The organism is Tritonibacter horizontis (assembly GCF_001518015.1).
Lineage (GTDB): Bacteria > Pseudomonadota > Alphaproteobacteria > Rhodobacterales > Rhodobacteraceae > Epibacterium > Epibacterium horizontis.
Genome location: NZ_LPUY01000060.1, coordinates 86258 through 105751, shown reverse-complemented (window position 1 = coordinate 105751; position 19494 = coordinate 86258). Strand labels below are relative to the sequence as shown.

The 19494-nt window shown below is 61.9% G+C and carries 18 protein-coding genes; 3 read left to right on the top strand and 15 right to left on the bottom strand.

Going from position 1 to position 19494, the window contains the following annotated elements; genetic code table 11:
• Positions 1–51 precede the first annotated feature (51 nt).
• The 10 genes from TRIHO_RS24200 to TRIHO_RS10305 all read right to left on the bottom strand — a co-directional run bounded on the left by TRIHO_RS24200 (position 52) and on the right by TRIHO_RS10305 (position 9713).
• Entirely contained in the window at positions 52–288 is a 237-nt protein-coding gene (locus tag TRIHO_RS24200) for an MBL fold metallo-hydrolase (RefSeq protein ID WP_408646186.1), read from the bottom strand.
• Positions 285–530 carry an MBL fold metallo-hydrolase gene (locus tag TRIHO_RS24195; RefSeq protein WP_232367766.1) on the bottom strand — a complete coding sequence of 82 codons (246 nt, stop codon included), beginning with the start codon at positions 528–530 and terminating at the stop codon, positions 285–287. Before TRIHO_RS24195 ends, TRIHO_RS24200 begins: the two co-directional genes overlap by 4 nt.
• A gap of 139 nt (positions 531–669) precedes the next feature.
• Positions 670–1236 (bottom strand): biotin transporter BioY, encoded by a 567-nt coding sequence (locus TRIHO_RS10340; protein ID WP_068242831.1) that lies wholly within the window; start codon positions 1234–1236, stop codon positions 670–672.
• A 53-nt stretch (positions 1237–1289) separates the two neighbouring features.
• Positions 1290–2456, bottom strand: coding sequence for an acyl-CoA dehydrogenase family protein (locus TRIHO_RS10335; RefSeq protein ID WP_068242829.1), 1167 nt, complete (start codon positions 2454–2456; stop codon positions 1290–1292).
• Positions 2453–4459, bottom strand: coding sequence for an acetyl/propionyl/methylcrotonyl-CoA carboxylase subunit alpha (locus TRIHO_RS10330; protein WP_068242826.1), 2007 nt, complete (start codon positions 4457–4459; stop codon positions 2453–2455). The genes TRIHO_RS10335 and TRIHO_RS10330 overlap by 4 nt, the downstream gene beginning before the upstream one ends.
• On the bottom strand, positions 4456–5250 hold the full coding sequence (locus TRIHO_RS10325; protein ID WP_068242823.1) for a crotonase/enoyl-CoA hydratase family protein: 795 nt from the start codon (positions 5248–5250) through the stop codon (positions 4456–4458). The genes TRIHO_RS10330 and TRIHO_RS10325 overlap by 4 nt, the downstream gene beginning before the upstream one ends.
• A gap of 10 nt (positions 5251–5260) precedes the next feature.
• On the bottom strand, positions 5261–6859 hold the full coding sequence (locus TRIHO_RS10320; protein ID WP_068242820.1) for an acyl-CoA carboxylase subunit beta: 1599 nt from the start codon (positions 6857–6859) through the stop codon (positions 5261–5263).
• Between the two features lie 3 nt (positions 6860–6862).
• Positions 6863–7492: a TetR/AcrR family transcriptional regulator gene (locus TRIHO_RS10315; protein WP_068242817.1), complete on the bottom strand. Its 630-nt coding sequence runs from the start codon at positions 7490–7492 to the stop codon at positions 6863–6865.
• A 181-nt stretch (positions 7493–7673) separates the two neighbouring features.
• Positions 7674–8504 carry an SDR family NAD(P)-dependent oxidoreductase gene (locus tag TRIHO_RS10310; RefSeq protein WP_068242814.1) on the bottom strand — a complete coding sequence of 277 codons (831 nt, stop codon included), beginning with the start codon at positions 8502–8504 and terminating at the stop codon, positions 7674–7676.
• Between the two features lie 24 nt (positions 8505–8528).
• Positions 8529–9713: a lipid-transfer protein gene (locus TRIHO_RS10305; RefSeq protein ID WP_068242812.1), complete on the bottom strand. Its 1185-nt coding sequence runs from the start codon at positions 9711–9713 to the stop codon at positions 8529–8531.
• A gap of 278 nt (positions 9714–9991) precedes the next feature.
• Between TRIHO_RS10305 and TRIHO_RS10300 the strand changes: the two genes are divergently transcribed.
• On the top strand, positions 9992–10603 hold the full coding sequence (locus TRIHO_RS10300) for an acyltransferase (RefSeq protein WP_047998020.1): 612 nt from the start codon (positions 9992–9994) through the stop codon (positions 10601–10603).
• A 118-nt stretch (positions 10604–10721) separates the two neighbouring features.
• Here TRIHO_RS10300 and TRIHO_RS10295 read toward each other — a convergent pair whose 3' ends face one another.
• From TRIHO_RS10295 to TRIHO_RS10275, 5 genes are read right to left on the bottom strand one after another with little or no spacing between them, the layout of a single operon-like run.
• A complete protein-coding gene (locus TRIHO_RS10295) occupies positions 10722–12329 on the bottom strand; it encodes an acyl-CoA carboxylase subunit beta (protein WP_068242809.1) in 1608 nt (535 codons plus the stop codon).
• A 2-nt stretch (positions 12330–12331) separates the two neighbouring features.
• Positions 12332–12835: a biotin/lipoyl-containing protein gene (locus TRIHO_RS10290; protein ID WP_232367765.1), complete on the bottom strand. Its 504-nt coding sequence runs from the start codon at positions 12833–12835 to the stop codon at positions 12332–12334.
• Positions 12835–14304, bottom strand: coding sequence for an acetyl-CoA carboxylase biotin carboxylase subunit (locus TRIHO_RS10285; protein WP_068242803.1), 1470 nt, complete (start codon positions 14302–14304; stop codon positions 12835–12837). Before TRIHO_RS10285 ends, TRIHO_RS10290 begins: the two co-directional genes overlap by 1 nt.
• Entirely contained in the window at positions 14301–16115 is a 1815-nt protein-coding gene (locus TRIHO_RS10280; protein WP_068242801.1) for an acyclic terpene utilization AtuA family protein, read from the bottom strand. Before TRIHO_RS10280 ends, TRIHO_RS10285 begins: the two co-directional genes overlap by 4 nt.
• A gap of 21 nt (positions 16116–16136) precedes the next feature.
• Positions 16137–16922, bottom strand: a complete 786-nt coding sequence (locus TRIHO_RS10275) for an enoyl-CoA hydratase-related protein (protein ID WP_047998025.1) — start codon at positions 16920–16922, stop codon at positions 16137–16139.
• A 136-nt stretch (positions 16923–17058) separates the two neighbouring features.
• On the opposite strand from TRIHO_RS10275, the gene TRIHO_RS10270 reads away from it, so the two are divergent.
• Both TRIHO_RS10270 and TRIHO_RS10265 read left to right on the top strand, forming a co-directional pair.
• Positions 17059–18273 (top strand): acyl-CoA dehydrogenase family protein, encoded by a 1215-nt coding sequence (locus TRIHO_RS10270; RefSeq protein ID WP_068242798.1) that lies wholly within the window; start codon positions 17059–17061, stop codon positions 18271–18273.
• 13 nt (positions 18274–18286) lie between these two features.
• Positions 18287–19486: an acyl-CoA dehydrogenase family protein gene (locus TRIHO_RS10265; protein WP_068242795.1), complete on the top strand. Its 1200-nt coding sequence runs from the start codon at positions 18287–18289 to the stop codon at positions 19484–19486.
• Positions 19487–19494 lie beyond the last annotated feature (8 nt).

Here is a 19494-nt window from a genome sequence, read left to right as displayed (position 1 = left end):
GACGCTCTCATGCCCTGGAATCACAAAGCCTGAACGGTCTCGGCTACCCGCTTACATTACGTGATCGCCTGTGAAAAGTACTCCATCCGGCCTCGCGAAGCAGAGGTGATCGCTCGCATGACCAGGTGTGTGCAGGACAGTAAGACCAGCGATCACCTGCCCCTCTTTCAAAAAGCCGTCAGGTTGAAACGCATCGTCAGGAAATGCGCGCGAAACATAAACCAGCAAACCTGTACGTTCGCGCAATGCCGGCACGGCCCCGAAATGATCGGAATGGTGATGTGTCAGGAGAATTCCGGCTGGTTGGCTCCCAAATTCTCGACGATTGCTTCGAAATGTGCACTGTCTTCTGCTGGACCGGGGTCGATAATGAACCGACCGTCAGGAGTATCAATGATATAGCTATTCGTCCCGTGATAGGTCATCTTCCCGGGATTGTTGGCAACGATCCTTAGGATTCCCTCGGCCACCTCTACGCCCTGCGCACGAGGAGGGTCAGGCTCACCGTAAAACATGTTGTTTCTTGTCATTCTTTACGACCATGTATTGATTGCGAACAATCCGTATCATGCAGCTCCGCCTCTTGCTCTTGCACAGTTTCGGAATCCTCAAGCTGGTTTTCAGCGCCGGTCGAACCCGGCACTGGAACAAAGCAACGAAGCCCAGCGTTCAAACACGGCCCCGATTTTGGAACCCTGTATACAGCACCACAGCAATTGCTGCCTTGGCCAGATCTCCAAGCAGGAACGGGTAAAGCCCGGCGTTCATCAATTTTTCTCCATAGCCGATAAAGCCGCCCAGCCAGAAGAGCCCTGTGCAGTACATAAGCATGGAACCGAAAAGTACAGCGACAGTTGCTCTGAATGCAGGCTGAAACCCTCTCAACTTTTGAACCATCCATCCAGCGGCAGCCGCTGCGAGTGCGAACCCAATCAAGTATCCGCCTGTGGGGCCGGCAATATAGACCAATCCGGCCGGCGCGGGAGGCGTGCCAGCGAAAACCGGAAGGCCAAGCGCGCCTTCCAGAAGGTAGAGTACTACAACAAGTCCACCGCGAACTGGACCCAGAAAAAGTCCAAGGCCCAGGACTGCTAGGGATTGGGTCGACATCGGAACCGGGTAGAAAGGAACCACGATTTTCGCGGAGAGTGTCAGAAGAATGGTGCCGATGAGTATAGTTGCAAACTCTCGGGACAGACTTGCGAGTGGTTGGCGTTGAGTAGATTCCAAATTCATTTTGTTAGTCCTTGTGTCAGTTGGTCGTTGATATGGTTTTTGTAATGGTGAGTTCACATCCGCTTGGCGACCTCTTCGAGCATGACCTCGGTGGCACCGCCGCCGATGGCCTGGACACGGGCATCGCGCGACATGCGTTCCACGGGTGTTTCCCGCATATAGCCCATACCGCCATGGAACTGGACACAGTCGTAAAGCACGCTGTTTACCAGCTCGCCACAATAGGCCTTGACCATCGATACTTCTTTGACGCAATCGCGGCCCGCGGCATCTAGTGACGCAGCGTGATAGGTAAGCTGACGTCCCGCTTCAATCCGGGTTTGGCAATCGGCCAATCGCTGGCGCACTGCCTGCTTGTCCCACAACACACCACCGAAAGCCTTGCGCTGCTTGACGTAATCCACAGTCATTTCCAGTGCGGATTGCGCCTCGGCGCAGGCCATTGCACCCAGCACGATCCGTTCGTTCTGGAAGTTCTTCATCACTGAGTAGAAGCCCCGGTTCACCTCCCCCAGCACGTTCTCTGCCGGGATGCGCACATCCTCGAAGATCAGTTCGGCGGTGTCCGAGCACAGCCAGCCGGTCTTGTTCAGCGCCCGGCCGACAGAGAACCCCGGCGTGCCCTTTTCGACCGTGAACATGGTGATCCCGCGCGAGCCCTTGGCGTCCGGGTCGGTCTTGGCGCCGACGAAATAGATGTCGCCATGCACGCCGTTGGTGATGAACATCTTGGTGCCGTTGATCACCCAGTCCGATCCGTCCCGCACCGCGCGCGTGCGCATCCCCGCCACGTCAGACCCGGCGCCCGGTTCGGTCACGGCCACTGCGGCAATCTTTTCGCCCGAGGTGATCGACGGCATCCAGCGCGCCTTTTGTTCGGGCGTACCGGCGTTTTCAAGATGCGGCGAGGCCATGTCGGTATGGACCAGAACCGTGGCCGAAAACCCGCCGAAGGTGGAGCGCCCCGCTTCCTCGGCCAGCACGACGCTGGACATCACATTTAGCCCTGCGCCGCCATATTGCTCGTCATAGCGCATGCCCAGCACGCCCAGATCGCCCATTCGGCGCAGCACGTCACGCGGCACCATGCCATCCCTTTCCCAAGCGTCGGCCTTGGCCGTCACTTCGGTTTCGATGAAGCGGCGCAGCTGCGCGCGGATCATGTTCAGGTCTTCACTGAACGGGCCTGTGGCCGCATCAATCATGTCATGCTTGGTCATTGGGTTTCCTCTGGATCGAGTTTTACAAGGGGCGCTTGCCCGGCGACGGTGTCGCCGGCGGCGCAGTAGATTTCGGCTACGATGCCCGCAAACGGGGCGACCAGGCTTTGCAGCAGTTTCATCGCCTCAAGCACCACCAGTGTATCGCCCGCCGCGACCCGATCGCCGGGCGCGACCCGCAGTTCGACCACTGCACCGGGCATCGGCGCGACAAGCAAGTCTGCCCCGCCGACCTTTCCCGAAGCGCGTTGCAGGTGTCTGTCCTCCAGCGTTTCAATGGCAAACCCGGCCATACCATCCGGCGTTGACAGAAACACCTGCCAGTGTTTTTTCGTGCGGCGCAGGTGCGCGGCGCGGGTAAAGGGCACGCCGCCAACGCGCCCTGTCAGGCGGTCGGCGGTCAGGCCGGGCGCTTCGACGGTAACAGGGGTGCCGTCCGGCAATCTGATCGTCAGATGCCTTTTATCGCCCGCCGCGCTGGTCGGGTCTTCGTCGCCCAAGGCCCAATAGAAGGCAGCGCCGGGCCGGCCTGCGGGCGCGGTCAGACGCCACGCACCTAGACCTTGCCAAGGGGTGTTCCCGGCCGTCGGGACCAGATGCAAATGCAGGGCCAGTGTGGCCAGCGCGCGGCTTTGCGCATCGGGTGCGGGGTGTGCCCACCCGTTCACAAACATCTCGCCAAGCCCGGCGGTGTGATGCCGGATCGCGGCAAAGTCGGGATGAATTAACAAGGCGCGCTGAAACGCCAGGTTCAGCCCCAACCCGCCCACTGCAAAGCCGTCGATTGCGGCCACGCTCTTGCGGATGGCCTGCGCCCGGTCCGGCGCATGGATGATCAGCTTGGCCAACATGGAATCGTAGTGATGGCCGACAGTTGACCCTTCCCCGACGCCCGTATCCAGCCGCACGCCCGAAGGCGGCACCCACAGCGTGATCCTGCCGGTTTCGGGGCGGTAATTCTCGGCCGGGTTTTCGGCGGCAACGCGCACTTCGATGGCGTGGCCTTCGAAGTGTACGTCGGGTTGCTGGAAAGTCAGCCGCTCGCCCCGCGCGATGCGCAACTGCCATTCGACCAAGTCGATTCCGGTGATCGCCTCGGTGACGGGATGTTCGACCTGAAGGCGGGTATTCATCTCAAGGAAGTAATAGGCGCGGCGCTCGGGGTCATATAGGTATTCAACCGTTCCGGCAGAGCGGTATCCGATCGCCTGTGCAAGGCGCACGGCGGCAGCGCGCATATGCTCGCGCAGATCGTCTGGCAGATTCGGCGCGGGGGCCTCTTCGATAAGCTTCTGGTGATTGCGTTGCAGCGAACAGTCCCGGTCGCCGAGATGCACCAGGTTGCCATGCGTGTCGCCCAGCACCTGCACCTCGACATGGCGGGAGCGGAGCGCATAGCGTTCCAAAAATACCGCCGGATCGCCGAACGCACCCTGCGCCTCTGCCCGGGCAGAGGCGATGGCCTTGGGCGCGTCGGCCATGTCGGTGACGAGACGCATCCCGCGTCCGCCACCGCCGGCGCTGGCCTTGACCAGGAATGGCACCCCAAGCGCGCCCGCCTCTTGCAGCAGGCGTGAATCCGATTGATCGGCACCGCGGTACCCGGGCAGCACCGGCACCCCTGCGGCCTCGGCCGCAGCCTTCGCCGCGATCTTGGACCCCATTTGAGCGATGGCATCGGGTTCCGGTCCGATAAAGACTAGCCCTGCGGCCTCGACCGCTGCCGCGAAATCCGCGTTCTCGGACAGAAAGCCATAACCGGGATGCACCGCACCCGCGCCCGTGGCACGCGCTGCCCCCAGGATGGCCGGGACGTTCAGGTAGCTTTCAGACGCAGCCGCCGGGCCGATACAGACAGCGTGATCCGCCTCGGCCACGAAGGGGGCGTCGCGGTCGGCCTCGGAAAAGACCGCAACCGTTTCCAGCCCCAGCTTGTGGCACCCACGCTGGATGCGCCGGGCGATCTCGCCCCGGTTGGCGATCAGGACGCGGGTGAAACTCATTTCACTCTCCACGAAGGCACGCTCTTGTTGAGAAAGCTGTTGATGCCTTCAATGCCTTCCCCGGTTTCCCAGGCATCGGCCAGACGGTCGGCGGTGTAGATCATGTTGGTTTCCAGATCGTGACTGGCGACATAAGCGATCAGCGCCTTGGTATCCGCCACCGCGCCGGGTGCTGCCTGAAGGTGATCGTGCACCACCCGTTCGACGGCGGCATCCAACGCGTTGGCGGCGACGACCTCGGTGAGGAGCCCGATCCTTTCGGCGCGCGCGCTGTCAAAGAGCGCGCCCGACAGCATGGTTTCACGCGCGTGCACCTTGCCGATGCGGGCTACCACGTAGGGCGAGATATTGGCGGGCAGCAGACCCAGTTTCACTTCGGTCAGGCCATAGCGTGCGCCTTCTGCGCCGATGGTATAGTCGCAGACCGAAATCATGCCGACGCCACCGCCATATGCCGGCCCGTTGATCCGCCCGATCAGGGGCTTTTGCAGCGTGTCCAGTCGGCGCAACAGATGCGCGAGCGTGGCGCTTTGTTCGACCCGTTCGGCGCGAGATTTTTCGACGTTTGAGGCGAACCAGTTGAAATCCCCTCCAGCGCAAAAGCTTTTGCCGGCACCGGTCAGGATCACGATGCGCACCTTGTCATCTGAAGCCAGATCCTCGACCGCGTCGAAAAGCTCGGCGATCAGATCGGCGTTCAGCGCATTGTGCTTGTCAGGGCGGTTGAGGGTTACCGTGGCAACGCCACGCGCGTCGGTTTTGACAAGGATGGTTTCATAACTTGTTGTCATGACATCGGCCTCACATTCTGAAAACGGGCGTGTGGCGCCCTTTCTCGGGCACCGACGAGACAATGGCCAGACACAGGCCCAGAACGTCGCGGGTCTGCCCGGGCTCGATCAGCCCGTCATCCCAGAGCCGCGAAGTGGCGTAATACGGATCGGACTGTTCGCCATATTGGGCACGCACCTGCGCCTCGATCTGCGCAAGATCGGTCTCCATCCTTTCAGGCTCGCCGCCTTTCTGGCGGCGCAGCTCCTGCATCACGTTGGTCGCAATGTCCGCGGACATGGTGGCCAACTCCGCCGTTGGCCAGGCAAAGAGGAAATTCGGTGCAAATCCGCGTCCACACATGCCGTAATTGCCCGCGCCATAGGATCCGCCAAGCAGGACAGACAGGCGCGGCACCTTGGCGACGGACATGGCATAGACCAGCTTGGCGCTGTTCTTGGCGATGCCGCCGCGCTCCGCCTCGGTCCCGACCATGAAGCCCGCGATGTTGTGCAAGAACAGTAGCGGGATATTGCGCTGGTCGCACATCGAGACGAACTGCGCACCCTTCAGCGAACTGTCCGACATCAGCGCGCCGTTGTTGGCCAGGATACCGACCCGATAGCCGTGGATCCGCCCGGTGCCGCAAACCAGCGTCTCACCCCAGCCGGGCTTGAATTCGCGGAACTCGCCCGCGTCGATCATGCGCAGCAGAACCTCGCGCATGTCGTAGGGCTGCTTGCGGTCGGCGCTGATGATGCCGAGCAATTCTGACGGATCATGCGCGGGCGGCGCGGGGGCTGCGTCGGGCGGCATCGGGCGCGACTGGCCCAACTCGGCCACGATGTCGCGCATCAGCGCCAGCGCATGGTATTCGTCCTCGGCCAGATGGTCGGACACGCCCGAGACGCGCGAATGCATCTCGGCACCACCCAGCGTTTCGCCATCGGCCACTTCGTTGATCGCCACCTTGACGATAGAGGGCCCGCCCAGATGGATGCGCGCGTTGCCGCGCACCATGATGACCTCGTCCGACAGCGCGGGAATATAGGCCCCGCCTGCCGTGCAGCCGCCGAACACGGCCGATATCTGCGGCAAGCCGCTGGCCGACATGTTGGCCTGGCGATAGAAGGAATTGCCGAAATGGCGGGCATCGGGAAAGACCCGGTCCTGCTCGGGCAGATAGGCCCCGCCGCAATCCACCAGATAAAGGCAAGGCAGCCGGGTTTCCGCCGCGATTTCCTGGGCGCGGATGTGCTTTTGCACCGTCTCGTGGTAAAATGATCCGCCCTTGACCGTCGCATCATTGGCTATGATCATGCAGGGTAGGCCGTGGACGATGCCGATGCCGGTCACGATCCCCGCACCGGGCACCTCGCCGCCGTATTGCCCGTAGGCCGCGAGCGACGACAGTTCCAGAAACGCCGTGCCCGGATCCGCCAGCAAGTCGATCCTCTCGCGGACCAGCAGCTTGCCGCGCTTGCGGTGGCGCTCGACCATGTCGAGGCGCCCGCCCGAGGTGGCCTCGGCAATCCGCGCGCGCAGCGTCTCGACCCGCGCGCTTTGCGCCTGGTGATTGCGTGCGTAGATCTCTGATGCGGTCAGCACTGCTGTTTCAAGGCGCGCCATGTGTCAGGTCTCCTGTCTTTCAAGTATTCCGTTGAGGAACACATCGGCATAGGTGCGTGACAGCGCCTCTGCGCTGCCGCGGTGCGGATCGAACCATTCCAGCGTGGCGTTCAGCGCGCCGATCAACATCAGGCGCAGGCGGCGGATGTCCACGTCGCGTTTCAGCGCGCCGTCTGCCTGAAGCCGGGACAACAGGTTGTCCCATTCGGCCTCATAGGCCCGGCGCGCGTGCAGATTGGCATCGCGGACGGATTGCGGCACCTGCCCGAAAATGCGCACATTGGCCGAGGAATAATCGCTGACGTCCAGAAGCGCGCGCAGATGCGCCCCGATCGCTGCCCGCAGGATCGCCTCGGCGCCGGTGCCCTCGGGCAAGGCGGAAACGGCTTGGCTCATTCCCTCGTGAACGGCCCGAATACCTGTATCCAGAACGGCCGCGATGATCTCGTCCTTGGAGCCGAAATGGTAATATATGCTGCCCGCCTTGATCCCTGCGGCCTCGGCGATCTTTCTGAGCGACACGGACCCATAGCCCTGTTCGCGGAAGAGCCGCGCCGCAACATCCAGCACGCCATCACGCCCGACCGCGCTCCGGGGGATCTCGTTGAGCTTGCGCGCTGTGGTATTCGCCATGGGGTCTCTTTACGGTATATTGCCTAACTAACACCTGTTAGGTAATTGGTGCCGATGAGTCAATCCTCCCGAAAGTGTTGGATTGGAATTTGTGGCGAATCCCGTCCGGGCAATCGTCATACGGCCGCCGGAAATGCCGGTCGCCAGCCAAGGCCCGAATACGTGGTTTGGCTGGCGTGGGTCAGATCGTGAATCCGCCGCCGCAAATGATGTGCTGACCCGAAATGAAGTTCGATTCGGGCGTACAGAACAAATAGACCGCGCCAGCGGCCTCTTGCGGGGTGCCGACCCGGCCCAGCGGAATCATGCGTTCCATCTGGGACAGAAGATCGGGGTTCACGCCGACCTTGATTTCGCGGTCTTCCACCTTGATTGTGCTGTCGCCCGCGGCGCTGCCTTCGGTCAGCCGCGTGCGGATCGGGCCAAAGGCCACCGCGTTGACGTTGACCTTGTAACGGCCCCATTCCTTGGCCATCGTCCGGGTGACACCCAGAATACCGGCCTTGGCGGCGGCGTAGTTGATCTGGCCGGCATTACCGCCTGTCCCCGCGATGGATGAGATATTCACCACCTTGCGGAACACTTCCTGCCCTGCAGCAGCCTCTTCTTTGGCCTTGGCGCTGATCACCGGCTGGGCGGCGCGCAGAATCCTGAAGGGCGCAGTCAGGTGAACGTCGATGATCGCCTGCCACTGTTCGTCGGTCATCTTCTGAACGACGCTGTCCCAAGTATAGCCGGCATTGTTCACGATGATGTCCAGCCCGCCAAAACTGTCCACGCCCGTCTTGATGAAACGTTCGGCGAAACCGTCTTCTGTCACGCTGCCGGCGCAGACCACGGCCTCGCCGCCAACCGCACGAATGGCCTCGGCGGTCTCATTGGCCGGGTCGGCATCCAGATCGTTGACCACCACGCGCGCCCCTTCCGAGGCCAGCTTGAGCGCGATCTCGCGACCGATACCCCGGCCCGAACCGGAAACCAGCGCAACGCGCCCGTCAAGTTTTCCAGTCATGTTTTCTCCTCCCGATTGGTGCTGTCACGCTTTTTCATAAAGCGTGGTCACACAAGCCCCGCCAAGACCCAGATTATGCTGGAGCGCCAGCCGCGCGCCTTCCACCTGCCTTGCATCTGCCTGCCCGCGCAACTGCTGAACCAGTTCGGTGCATTGCGCCAGGCCGGTCGCCCCCAGCGGATGCCCCTTGGACAACAGCCCGCCCGACGGATTGGTCACGAATTTGCCGCCATAGGTGTTGTCGCCGTCATCGACGAATTTTGCCGCATCACCGCGGCGGCAAAGCCCAAGCGCCTCGTAGGTGATCAGCTCGTTATGGGCGAAACAGTCATGCAGTTCGACCACGTCCACATCCTGAGGGCCGATGCCCGCCGCCTCATAGACCTGATCGGCGGCGCGTTTGGCCATCGAATAGCCGACGACCTCGCGCATGTCATGCGCGCCGAAGGTTTCCGGGCCGTCCGTCGTCATGGCCTGAGCGGCAATGCGCACCGAGCTGTCTAGACCGTGCTTGTCGGCGAAGGCCTTGGAGCACACGATTGCCGCAGCCGCGCCACAGGTCGGTGGGCAAGCCATCAGCTTTGTCATGACGCCGGGCCAGACGACCTGTGCCGCCATCACTTCTTCCGGCGTCACTTCCTGCCGGAACAGCGCCACCGGGTTCCTGGACGCATGCCGACTGGCTTTGGCGCGGATTTTCGCGAAGGTTTCCAGCGTAGTGCCGAACTCTTCCATATGCGCTTTGCCCGCGCCGCCGAAATAGCGCAGCGCCAGCGGAATCTCCGTGTTGCCCACCAGCACGTCGGTCTCGGCGTCGAAGGACGTGAAGGGGCTGACCCGATCGTGGAACATAGCGACGATTGCGCCAGGCTGCATCTGCTCGAAGCCAAGCGCCAGAGCACATTCCACCGCACCGCTTTCAACTGCCTGACGGGCCAGGAACAGGGCCGACGAACCGGTCGAGCAGTTGTTGTTCACATTCAGAACCGGTATCCCGGTCATGCCGACGTGATACAAAGCCCGCTGGCCGCTGGTGCTGTCACCATAGACATATCCCACATAGGCCTGCTGAACCTTGTCATAATCCAGCCCCGCATCGGCAAGCGCGGCACGGGTGGCCGCAGCAGCCATCACATCATAGCTTTCGGATTTTCCTGGCTTCTGAAATGGGACCATCCCGACGCCGACGACATAGGCTTTGTCTTTCATTTCTCTCTCTCCCATGCTTGGTCTGGCTATTGTGAACGGTAAGCCATATCAATTTCTAACACATGTTTGATTTTAGCGCTTAGCCTTGATAACTGTCAACATAGCTAAACCGTGATGTAGGGAGCCTGCGTCATTTGCCAACACATGACTGATTTTCTTGACCGCGCGTTCCGCAAGCCAGCACCATTCAGGCGTTCGGATCCCGGCATGACTGTCGATAAACGTCTGACGTCTGGTTCCGGTAACCAGTGGTACCCAACCCACCAAAAGGAGAGATAATGGCGTATTGTTACGAATTCAAAGGGTTCGTGCCCGTTGTGCCCGAGGATACATATGTCCATCCTCAGGCGGTTCTGATCGGAAATGTCATCCTGGGTCATGGATGCTATATTGGACCCGGAGCTAGCCTGCGGGGCGACTTCGGCAGGATCGTGATTGGCGACGGGGCCAATGTGCAGGACAATTGTATCATCCATTCCTTTCCCGGTCGCGACGCGATCGTTGAATCCGACGGTCATATCGGCCACGGCGCGATCCTGCACGGTTGCACAGTGGGTCGGAACGCCCTGGTCGGGATGAATGCCGTCATCATGGATGGCGTAGAGCTTGGTGCGGAATCAATCGTCGGCGCGCAGGCGTTCGTGCGGGGCGAAACGATAGTTCCACCGCGCTCGATGGTGGTCGGATCGCCGGCAAGGGTAATCCGCGACGTCACCGAGAAGGAAGTCGCTTGGAAAACACGCGGAACTGCCGAGTATCAGCAACTCGCGCGCGACTGTCTGGCCGGATTGAAGCCCGTCGAGCCGCTGAAGGCGGTAGAGACCGACAGGCCGCATATGGCCGCCTCCGACGTCGTATCCATTCAGGAGGCGCGGCAGAAGCCATCCTGACCTGTCCGGCAAACCGGACAGGTCAGGGTTCCCGCGTGCCTCAAAAGCCCCCGTTGGCATCGCCTTGACGCGGGACGGCAACTCCGTAATCCAGTGTGCCGCCCTGCCCTTCAAGCCGTCACAGCCGGAATATCCCGTAATGCGGATCGTCGATCGGCGCGTTCAGCGCAGCCGAGATCGACATGCCGAGCGCGTTGCGCGTGTCCGCCGGGTCGAGAATGCCGTCATCCCACAATTCCGAGGTCGAGGTATAGGCCTCGACATCGCGCCGGAACTTCTCCAGCACCGGGTCGCGGATCGCGGCGATTTCCACTTCGGTCAGTTGCTTGCCTTCGCGTTCAAGCTGCCGGATCTTGACGTCGGCCATGGTGTTGGCGGCCTGATCCGCCCCCATTACGCCGATTTCCGCCTGCGGCCACATGAACAGCGTGCGCGCATCCCAGGCCCGCCCGCACATGCCGTAATTGCCGGCCCCGTAGGACGCATTGGCAATCACGGTGAACTTGGGCACGACCGAGCCGCCCTGCGCCATCAGCATCTTGGCGCCGTCCTTGGCGATGCCGCGTTCCTCGTATTCGCGGCCGACCATGTAGCCGGTGATGTTCTGAAAAAAGACCAGTGGCGTACGGTTCTGGTTGCATAGCTGCATGAAATGCGCGGCCTTCAGCGAGCTGTCGTTGAACAGCACCCCGTTATTGGCGAGGATCCCCACTTTGAAACCCCAGATATGGGCAAAACCACAGACCATCGTGGTGCCGTAATCGGGCTGATATTCGTGAAAGCGCGAACCGTCCACGATTCGGGCAAGAACCTCGCGCATGTCGAACTGGGTCTTCCGGTCCTTGGGGATGATCCCGTAAAGTTCCTTGGGATCGTAATAGGGGTCTTCGAAGGCCGCCGTTTCGATGATGGTTTTTGGCATGCGCTTCCACTGGCTGACAATCTCGCGCGCCAGTGCAAAGGCGTGCTGTTCTGTGGCGGCGCGATAATCGCCCGTCCCCGAGACAGAGGTGTGCATCACCGCGCCGCCAAGTTCCTGCACGCCGACCTCTTCGCCGGTGGCCGCCTTGACCAGTGGCGGACCGCCCAGAAAGATCGCCCCGGTGCCCTCGATGATGATGTTGTAATCGCTCAGCGTCGGCACATAGGCGCCGCCCGCGGTGCAATGCCCGCCAACGATGGCAATCTGCGGGATATTGGCCTGGCTCAGCTTGACCTGGTTGCGAAACACCCGCCCGCCCAGATAGCGGTCGGGAAACACGCCGTGTTGCAGCGGCAGGAAGCCTCCGGCGCTATCGCAGATATGGACGACCGGCAAATGGTTCTCAAGCGCGACATCCAGAAGCCGCACGATCTTTTTGACGGTATGCGGATACCAGGCACCACCCTTGACGCTCGCATCGTTGGCGTGGATGGCCACCTCGCGGCCCTGCACGATGCCGATGCCGGTCACCACGGCGGCACCGGGCACGGCGCCATCATATTCGCGGCAGGCGGCCAGCGTCGAGAATTCAAGAAACGGCGTGCCCGGATCGAGCAGCAGCTTCAACCGCTCGCGCACGCCCAGTTTGTTCTGGCGTGCCAAGCGGTCGATGTCCCGTTGGGGCCGCTCGAAACGCGCCGCGTGCTGGCGAGCGTGAAACTCCTTCAGCCGTTCGGACATGGCGGCAAAATTGGCCTTGTAGTCGGCGGCATTGGTGTCGATGTGGCTTTCGATCCGGCGCATTGTCACTCCTCCTGCGGGGTCAGTTGGGCAAGGACGGCCTTTAGGCCGAAACTGTCACCCGCGGTAAAAGGCATTTCGGCAACCACACCGTCGCGCGGCGCGGTCAGGGTGGTTTCAAGCTTCATGCTTTCGATGACCAGAAGCGGCTGGCCTTCTGTAACGGCGTCTCCGGGCTTGACCGCCACCGAAACAACGACTCCCGGCATCGGCGCCAACAGTCGATCACCCCCTGCGGTGCCCTCCCTGCCGCCAAGCCGGTCGTCGGGATCGACCCTCCCAACCTCGAAGGTGCGCCCGTTCAAATGTATGAAGGTAGATTCCGGCCCGACCGCCAGCCGCAACTCATGCGCCCGCCCCCCGGTCCGCAGCACATAAGCGCCCGGCGCGCCAGCCGGGACCAGTTGGCAGGGAACCGCGCCATCTGGCATGTTCAGGACAAAGCGGCTGCCATCATGGGTCAGCCAGCATTCGGCCTCATGGCCGGCGATCATGAATATTCTGCGCATCAGTTTCTCCACCCGCCCATCTTGCGGTGCATTTCGGGTATCTGCATCACGTCAGTCACCAGCCGTTGATCAGACAGGGCCGCCGCCGCCATAAGCAGGGTGGAAACATCCTCGCCCGGTGCGGTCAGCACATCCGCCTGTTCGGCTAAAAACCCGGTTGAAACGTCACCCGAGGCAAAATCTGGATGTGCAAGGATCGCATCCAGGTATCCGGTGTTGGTCGTCACCCCGAGAATCACATAGTTTTGCACCGCGTTCCGGGCACGGGCGATGGCCTGTGCGCGATCCGGGCCATGCACGATCAGCTTTGACAACATCGGGTCGAAATCGGTCGTGACCTTGCCGCCGTCCAGAATGCCACTGTCCACACGGATACCCTCACCGTGGGGTTCGTCCAGCAGCAGGATATCCCCGATCGCGGGGCGGAAATCGGCCGTCGCGTCCTCGGCACAGATGCGCAGCTCAATCGAATGGCCGGTCTGCGGAATATCGGCCTGCGCCGCGCTCAGCCCCTCGCCCGCCGCGATACGCAACTGCTCGGCGACCAGATCGAAGCCCGTGACCATCTCGGTCACCGGATGTTCGACCTGAAGGCGGGTGTTCATTTCGAGAAAGTAGAAGGCCCCGTCCTGCGCATAGATGAACTCGACGGTTCCGGCACCCCGATAGTTGACGGCGCGCGCAATTCCGGCGGCGGTTTCGCAGATCTCGTCCCGTTGTTCGGGCGAAAGCGCGGGCGAGGGCGTTTCCTCGATGATCTTCTGGAACCGGCGCTGGATCGAGCATTCGCGCTCCCAGAAATGGACCACGTTGCCCTGCCCGTCGCCCATCACCTGCACCTCGATATGGCGCGGACGTTCGATATAGCGTTCGACGAAGAGACGACCGTCGCCGAAATACCGCTGGCCTTCGCGGCGGGCGGTTTCGATCTCGGTTTCCAACGTGCTGTCCTCGCGCACGATGCGCATGCCCTTGCCGCCGCCCCCCGCCGAAGGCTTGATCAGCAGCGGATAGCCCAGGGTGCGGGCGCGTTCGACAAAACTCGCCGGATCGTCATCCTCGATCGCCGAAGGGGCAACCGGAAAGCCGCGCGCCTCGACAAAGGCGCGCGCGCGGACCTTGTCGCCCATCAGGTCGATGGTCTCGGAGGTCGGGCCGACAAATGTCACACCGGTCGCTTCCAGCGTCGCGACGAAACCGGCATTCTCCGACAGAAAGCCGTAGCCGGGATGCACCGCATCAGCGCCGATCTTTCTTGCGGCCGCGACGATCTGCGGAATGTCGAGGTACGCAGCGACCGGGGTCGGGCCGTCGATCATCACGACCTCATCCGCGATCAGATGGGCAGGCCCCTCTTGTTCGGCGACGTGGCGCAACACAGCCGTCGCAAGGCCGCGGGCCTTGGCGGTGCGCACCACACGCGCCGCGATTTCACCCCGATTGGCGACCAGGAGTTTTGAAATAGTCATGGTATTACCCTCTCGTTCGGGTCCGGGGTGTTCAGCCCGTCGCGCGCGACCAGGTCGGCCGGCACCGGAATATCGATATCCAGCAGCATCTGGGCAAACCCCTTGCCTTGCGGATCGATGCGGACCGAGGCGATGCCGCCCCCGCCCAGCGATTCATGCAGCAGGAAATTCAGCGAATGGCTTCCTGGCAGGTCGAACCGCTCGACCTTGCCTTCGCAGACATGGGAGAAGTAGTCTTTTACCACCTCTTCGCTGAGAGCCGACCGGATAAAAGGTAGGTAGTCTGGCTTGCGCGCCAGGATACCGATATTGGCGATATCCCCCTTGTCGCCCGACCGTCCCCAGGCCAGATCGACGAGGCGCACCTTGACCGCGTCTGGACCGGGCTCGCGGCTCTCTGCGGGCGGTGCGGCAGGCGGATCGAGGTGGACTGGCCTGGTGGCCACGGTGACGGGAACATCCTGGCCGTCGACCTCGACTGCGACGGGGGTGTCGGCCTTGTCCTGCAGGAACGAGAACAGGCGTACCACCGGCTGCACCTTGGGCCGCCCGGCAAAGAACCCGGTCAGCCCCTGCGCGGTCGAGATGGCCATCGGTGCGATCTCGCCGGCGAAGATGTTGAGCGCGGCGCGGTCGTCGTGCGTCACGCCGATCTTGATCACCACCTCGCGGGTCTGCGCCCGCGCGTTGGCGCCGTAAGCCGCCTCTGCCCCCAGCACTTCGACGCTGACCTGCCGGAAATCGGACAGGTTTCTTTCACGGAAGATCCGGCGGCAACGGGTAACGATGGCCTCGGCCACGCGCTTGCCCTTGGCCGGCGCGTTGATGGCCGCCAAGGTCAGGGAGGAAACCGCGCGCCAGCCATCGGCATGGGTCGCCGACACCTTGTAGCTGCCGGTACGCCCGAGACCCTTGCCGCCTTTGACCAACACCCGATCCGGCCCGACCTGGTCCAGCGTGACCTGCGACCAGTCGCAGATCACGTCGGGCAGCAGGTAGGCGCGCGGATCGCCGATTTCATAGAGCATCTGTTCACCGACCGAACCCGGCACAACCAGCCCGCCCGTCTCTGGTGTTTTGGTCATGACAAAACTGCCGTCTTCCGACACTTCGACGATGGGCATCCCCATGTCGTCCCAGCCCGGTACGTCCTGCCAGTCGGTGAAGTTGCCACCGGTCCCCTGGGGGCCGCACTCGATCAAATGGCCCGCCAACGATCCCTGGCTGAGCTTGTCCCAATCATCGTCGCCCCAGCCAAATTCATGCATCAGCGGGCCGAGCGCCACTGCGCTGTCTGCACAGCGCCCTGTGATCACGATGTCGGCTCCGGCATCCAGCGCCGCCGCGATGGGACGGGCGCCCAGATAGGCGTTCATGCTCCAGATATCGTCTGGAAACGCGACGCCCGAGAACATCTCCGTCTGACCACCGGCGCGGATATCGTCGGCCCGCGCCGACAAATCATCGCCCAGCACAACACCGATGGACACATCTATCCCGGCCTCGGCGGCGACTTTAGCCAGCGCATCGCGGCAGCCACGCGGGTTCACACCCCCGGCATTGGCAACGACCTTCATCCCCTTGGCCTTGATTTCCGGCAACCAGGGTGCCAGCGCCTTGACGAAATCCGGCGCATAACCCGCATCGGGCGACTTGGCGCGGGCTCGCGCCATCAGCGACATCGTCACCTCGGCCAGATAGTCGAACACCAGATAGTCGATCTCGCCTTTGGAGACCAGCTGACCGATCGCTTCAGGCGTATCGCCCCAGAATCCCGATGCGCATCCGATACGCAGTTTTCGATCCGACATGTGCTTCTCCTCTCCGCTTGATCAGCGGCCTGTCCATTCAGGTTTGCGTTTCGCAATGAAGGCGGCAAAGCCCTCGCGCGCATCTTCTGTCTGCGCAACTCGTGGCAACAGGGTTTCGGCAAAGCGCATCTGCTGCGCATAGGTCATGTCTTCCATCGCGTGGCAGGCGTATTTTCCCAGCCGGATCGCGGTAGGCGACTGCGCGGCAATCTGCGCGACCAACTCCGCAACCTTGTCATCCAGCCCGGCAGTATCTGTCACATGGTTGACCAGATCATAGCGCAAGGACTCCTCGGCGGTCAGAGGAACGCCGGTGATGAACATCTCCATCAATCTGCGCCGGGGTAACATGCGGATCATCGGCGGAACGATAGTCATCGGAAACAGACCCACCTTCACTTCAGGCGTTCCGATTCGGGCATGATCGACCATCACGGCCAGATCGCAGGCACAGATGATGCCCGCGCCCGCGCCCATGGCCACACCGTTGATGCGCGCGATGGTTGGCTTTCGGCAGGCTTGTATGGTTTCGAACAATTGCCCGGCGAAATGGTCCGGATAGGCCGGGTCCTGAACAAATGGGCCACCTTCGGCACCCGCCTTGATGTCGCCGCCAGCGCAGAAGGCACGCTCGCCCTCGCCGGTCAGGACGATCACCCGGCATTCCGCGTCGGCCTCGGCCGCCAGAATTGCGGCAATCAGACCCTCTGCCACTTCGCGGTTCAGGGCATTTCGACTGTCAGGGCGGCAGATCGTGATGCGCACCTCATACCCCCGCGACTGCGAACGAACGACATTCTCCACCATTTCCAAGATATCCCCCGTTTTCTGGCCGAACTTGCCCGCAACGTCAGGTCGCGAAAAGCTTGCCTTGAACTATTTTCTAACATGTGTTTGATTTTGGTCAACGCTGTAGATGACATTTTGTTCGGGAGGAAAAAGTATGACCAGTCAGAATGAACTTGCCATGGCTGATCTGGCGGCCATCAGGGCGAATTATTCGCTGACCGATGAGCAGCGCCAGATCGTCGATCATGTGGATCGGGTGTCGCGCGAGGTGCTTCACCCGCTACAGGCACGCATGGACCAAGAGGATTGGTGGCCTGACGATCTTTTCAAGCAGATGGGCGAACTTGGTCTTCTGGGGATCACGGCCCCGGAGGCTTTGGGCGGATCGGGCCAGAACGAGTTTACCCAGGCGTTGGTGTCTGAGGTGATTTCGAAGTGGAACCCCGCCGTCGGCCTGTCGCATGGCGCACATGACAACCTGTGCCTGAACAACCTGCTGCGCAACGGCTCCGAAGCGCAGGTGAAAAAATATGTGCCGGGGTTGTGTTCGGGCGATCTGATCGGCGGGCTGGGGCTGACCGAGCCCGGCGCGGGATCCGATGCGCTTGGCTCCATGGCCACCACCGCCCGGCGCGACGGCGACGACTATGTCATCAACGGCTCGAAGATCTACATCACCAACGGTCCCATTGCCGATGTGATCCTGCTCTATGCCAAGACCGATAAATCCAAAGGCGCCAAGGGCATTTCGGCCTTCATCATCGAAACCGACAATCCCGGGTTCAAGGTGGCGCAGAAACTGGACAAGATGGGTTTTCGCGGCTCACCTACGGGCGAGCTGGTGTTCGAGGATTGCCGCGTTCCGGCATCAGCCATGTTGGGGGTCGAAAACTCTGGCGTTGCAGTGGTGATGAGCGGGCTTGATCTGGAACGCGCGATGGTCGCTTCGGTCTGCGTCGGCATGGCCGAACGTGCGCTTGAACTGGGTCTGGAATACGCGAAGATGCGCGAACAATTCGGCAAGCCGATCGCCAGCTTCCAGATGATGCAGTCGAAACTGGCCGAGATCTACACCGAGGTCGAAACCGCTCGCGCCTTCAGTTATCGTGCCCTGGCGGCCTGTGTCGGCTTGCCGAAGGGTGCTGGGGGTCGCGGCGAGATCCACAAGCTGACCGCGGCCGCCTGCCTTTACGCAGGCGAGGCCTTTAACAAGGCTGTCACCGAAGCCTGCCACATCCACGGCGGCTCGGGCTACATGCAGGACACCGAGATCAACCGGCTGTTCCGCGCCAACAAGCTGCTGGAGATCGGCGCGGGCACCAGCGAAGTGCGCAAGATCATCATCGCCGAAGAACTTTTGCGCGCCTGAGGGGGACGAGACCATGAACAAGCAAATGCGCAACGACATCAATCTTCCGACACATTTCATGACGGACGAACAGCAGGCATTGGCCGATCAGGCCGGAAAGTTCTTCTTTTCCGAGTTCCACCACCTGAACGCGGAAATGGACGACACCGACGACCTGCCGCCTTCGGTCTTTCCCAAGCTGGGAGAGATGGGCTATCTCGGCCTCAACGTACCGCCGGAATTCGGCGGCGCGGGGCTCGACTTCACCTCGGCCTGCATCATCACCGAACAGCTGTCGCGCGCCTCGGCGGCCATCGGGTTGACCCATGTCGCGCATGACAACCTGTGCGTCAACAACATCTACCGAAACGCCAATGACGATCTGCGCCGCAAGTATCTGCCCGGCCTGTGCAACGGCACGCTGGTGGGCGCGCTTGGCCTGACCGAACCGGGCGCCGGGTCGGATGCGCTCGGCTCGATGCGGACCACGGCGAAGAAGGATGGCGATGACTATATCCTGAATGGCACCAAGATATATATCACCAACGGGCCGATTGCCGACTTGGTGCTGGTCTATGCCAAGACCTCGCCCGAAAAGGGCGCCAAGGGCATTTCCGCCTTCATCGTCGAAACTGACACGCCCGGCTTCAAGGTGGCGCAGAAGCTCAACAAGATGGGTTTTCGCGGCTCGCCCACGGGTGAGCTGGTGTTCGAGGATTGCCGGGTGCCCGCGAAGAACATGGTCGGCAAGCTGGACGGCGGCGTTGCGGTGACAATGTCGGGGCTGGATCTGGAGCGCGCCATCGTCTGCTTCAATGCCCTGGGGATTGCGCAGCGGGCGCTGGATATTTCCATCGATTACGCCAAGACGCGCCAGCAGTTCGGCAAACCGATCGCCAGTTTCCAGATGGTGCAGGCGATGCTGGCCGACATGTATACCCAGATCGAGGCGGCGCGCAGCCTGTCGCTGAAGACGGCCGCCATGTGCGAGGGGCTGGAAGAGGGCGAAGGCGGGCGCGGCGAAATTCACAAGCTGACCGCTGCGGCGATCTTCAAGACCGCCGCGGCGACGTCCTTCGTGCTGGACAAGGCGGTGCAGATCCACGGGGGGTCGGGCTACATGCGTGATACCGAAGTGAACCGCCTCTACCGCACCGGACGTGTGCTGGAGGTCGGCGCGGGCACCCAGGAGGTGCGCAAGCTGATCATCGCCGGCGAACTGCTTAAAAACTGAGGGGGCAG

Coding starts and splice junctions, on each gene's coding strand:
- TRIHO_RS24195 (WP_232367766.1), bottom strand. CDS start 530: ATGACAAGAAACAACATGTTTTACGGTGAGCCTGACCCTCCTCGTGCG.
- TRIHO_RS10340 (WP_068242831.1), bottom strand. CDS start 1,236: ATGAATTTGGAATCTACTCAACGCCAACCACTCGCAAGTCTGTCCCGA.
- TRIHO_RS10335 (WP_068242829.1), bottom strand. CDS start 2,456: ATGACCAAGCATGACATGATTGATGCGGCCACAGGCCCGTTCAGTGAA.
- TRIHO_RS10330 (WP_068242826.1), bottom strand. CDS start 4,459: ATGAGTTTCACCCGCGTCCTGATCGCCAACCGGGGCGAGATCGCCCGG.
- TRIHO_RS10325 (WP_068242823.1), bottom strand. CDS start 5,250: ATGACAACAAGTTATGAAACCATCCTTGTCAAAACCGACGCGCGTGGC.
- TRIHO_RS10320 (WP_068242820.1), bottom strand. CDS start 6,859: ATGGCGCGCCTTGAAACAGCAGTGCTGACCGCATCAGAGATCTACGCA.
- TRIHO_RS10315 (WP_068242817.1), bottom strand. CDS start 7,492: ATGGCGAATACCACAGCGCGCAAGCTCAACGAGATCCCCCGGAGCGCG.
- TRIHO_RS10310 (WP_068242814.1), bottom strand. CDS start 8,504: ATGACTGGAAAACTTGACGGGCGCGTTGCGCTGGTTTCCGGTTCGGGC.
- TRIHO_RS10305 (WP_068242812.1), bottom strand. CDS start 9,713: ATGAAAGACAAAGCCTATGTCGTCGGCGTCGGGATGGTCCCATTTCAG.
- TRIHO_RS10300 (WP_047998020.1), top strand. CDS start 9,992: ATGGCGTATTGTTACGAATTCAAAGGGTTCGTGCCCGTTGTGCCCGAG.
- TRIHO_RS10295 (WP_068242809.1), bottom strand. CDS start 12,329: ATGCGCCGGATCGAAAGCCACATCGACACCAATGCCGCCGACTACAAG.
- TRIHO_RS10290 (WP_232367765.1), bottom strand. CDS start 12,835: ATGCGCAGAATATTCATGATCGCCGGCCATGAGGCCGAATGCTGGCTG.
- TRIHO_RS10285 (WP_068242803.1), bottom strand. CDS start 14,304: ATGACTATTTCAAAACTCCTGGTCGCCAATCGGGGTGAAATCGCGGCG.
- TRIHO_RS10280 (WP_068242801.1), bottom strand. CDS start 16,115: ATGTCGGATCGAAAACTGCGTATCGGATGCGCATCGGGATTCTGGGGC.
- TRIHO_RS10275 (WP_047998025.1), bottom strand. CDS start 16,922: ATGGTGGAGAATGTCGTTCGTTCGCAGTCGCGGGGGTATGAGGTGCGC.
- TRIHO_RS10270 (WP_068242798.1), top strand. CDS start 17,059: ATGACCAGTCAGAATGAACTTGCCATGGCTGATCTGGCGGCCATCAGG.
- TRIHO_RS10265 (WP_068242795.1), top strand. CDS start 18,287: ATGAACAAGCAAATGCGCAACGACATCAATCTTCCGACACATTTCATG.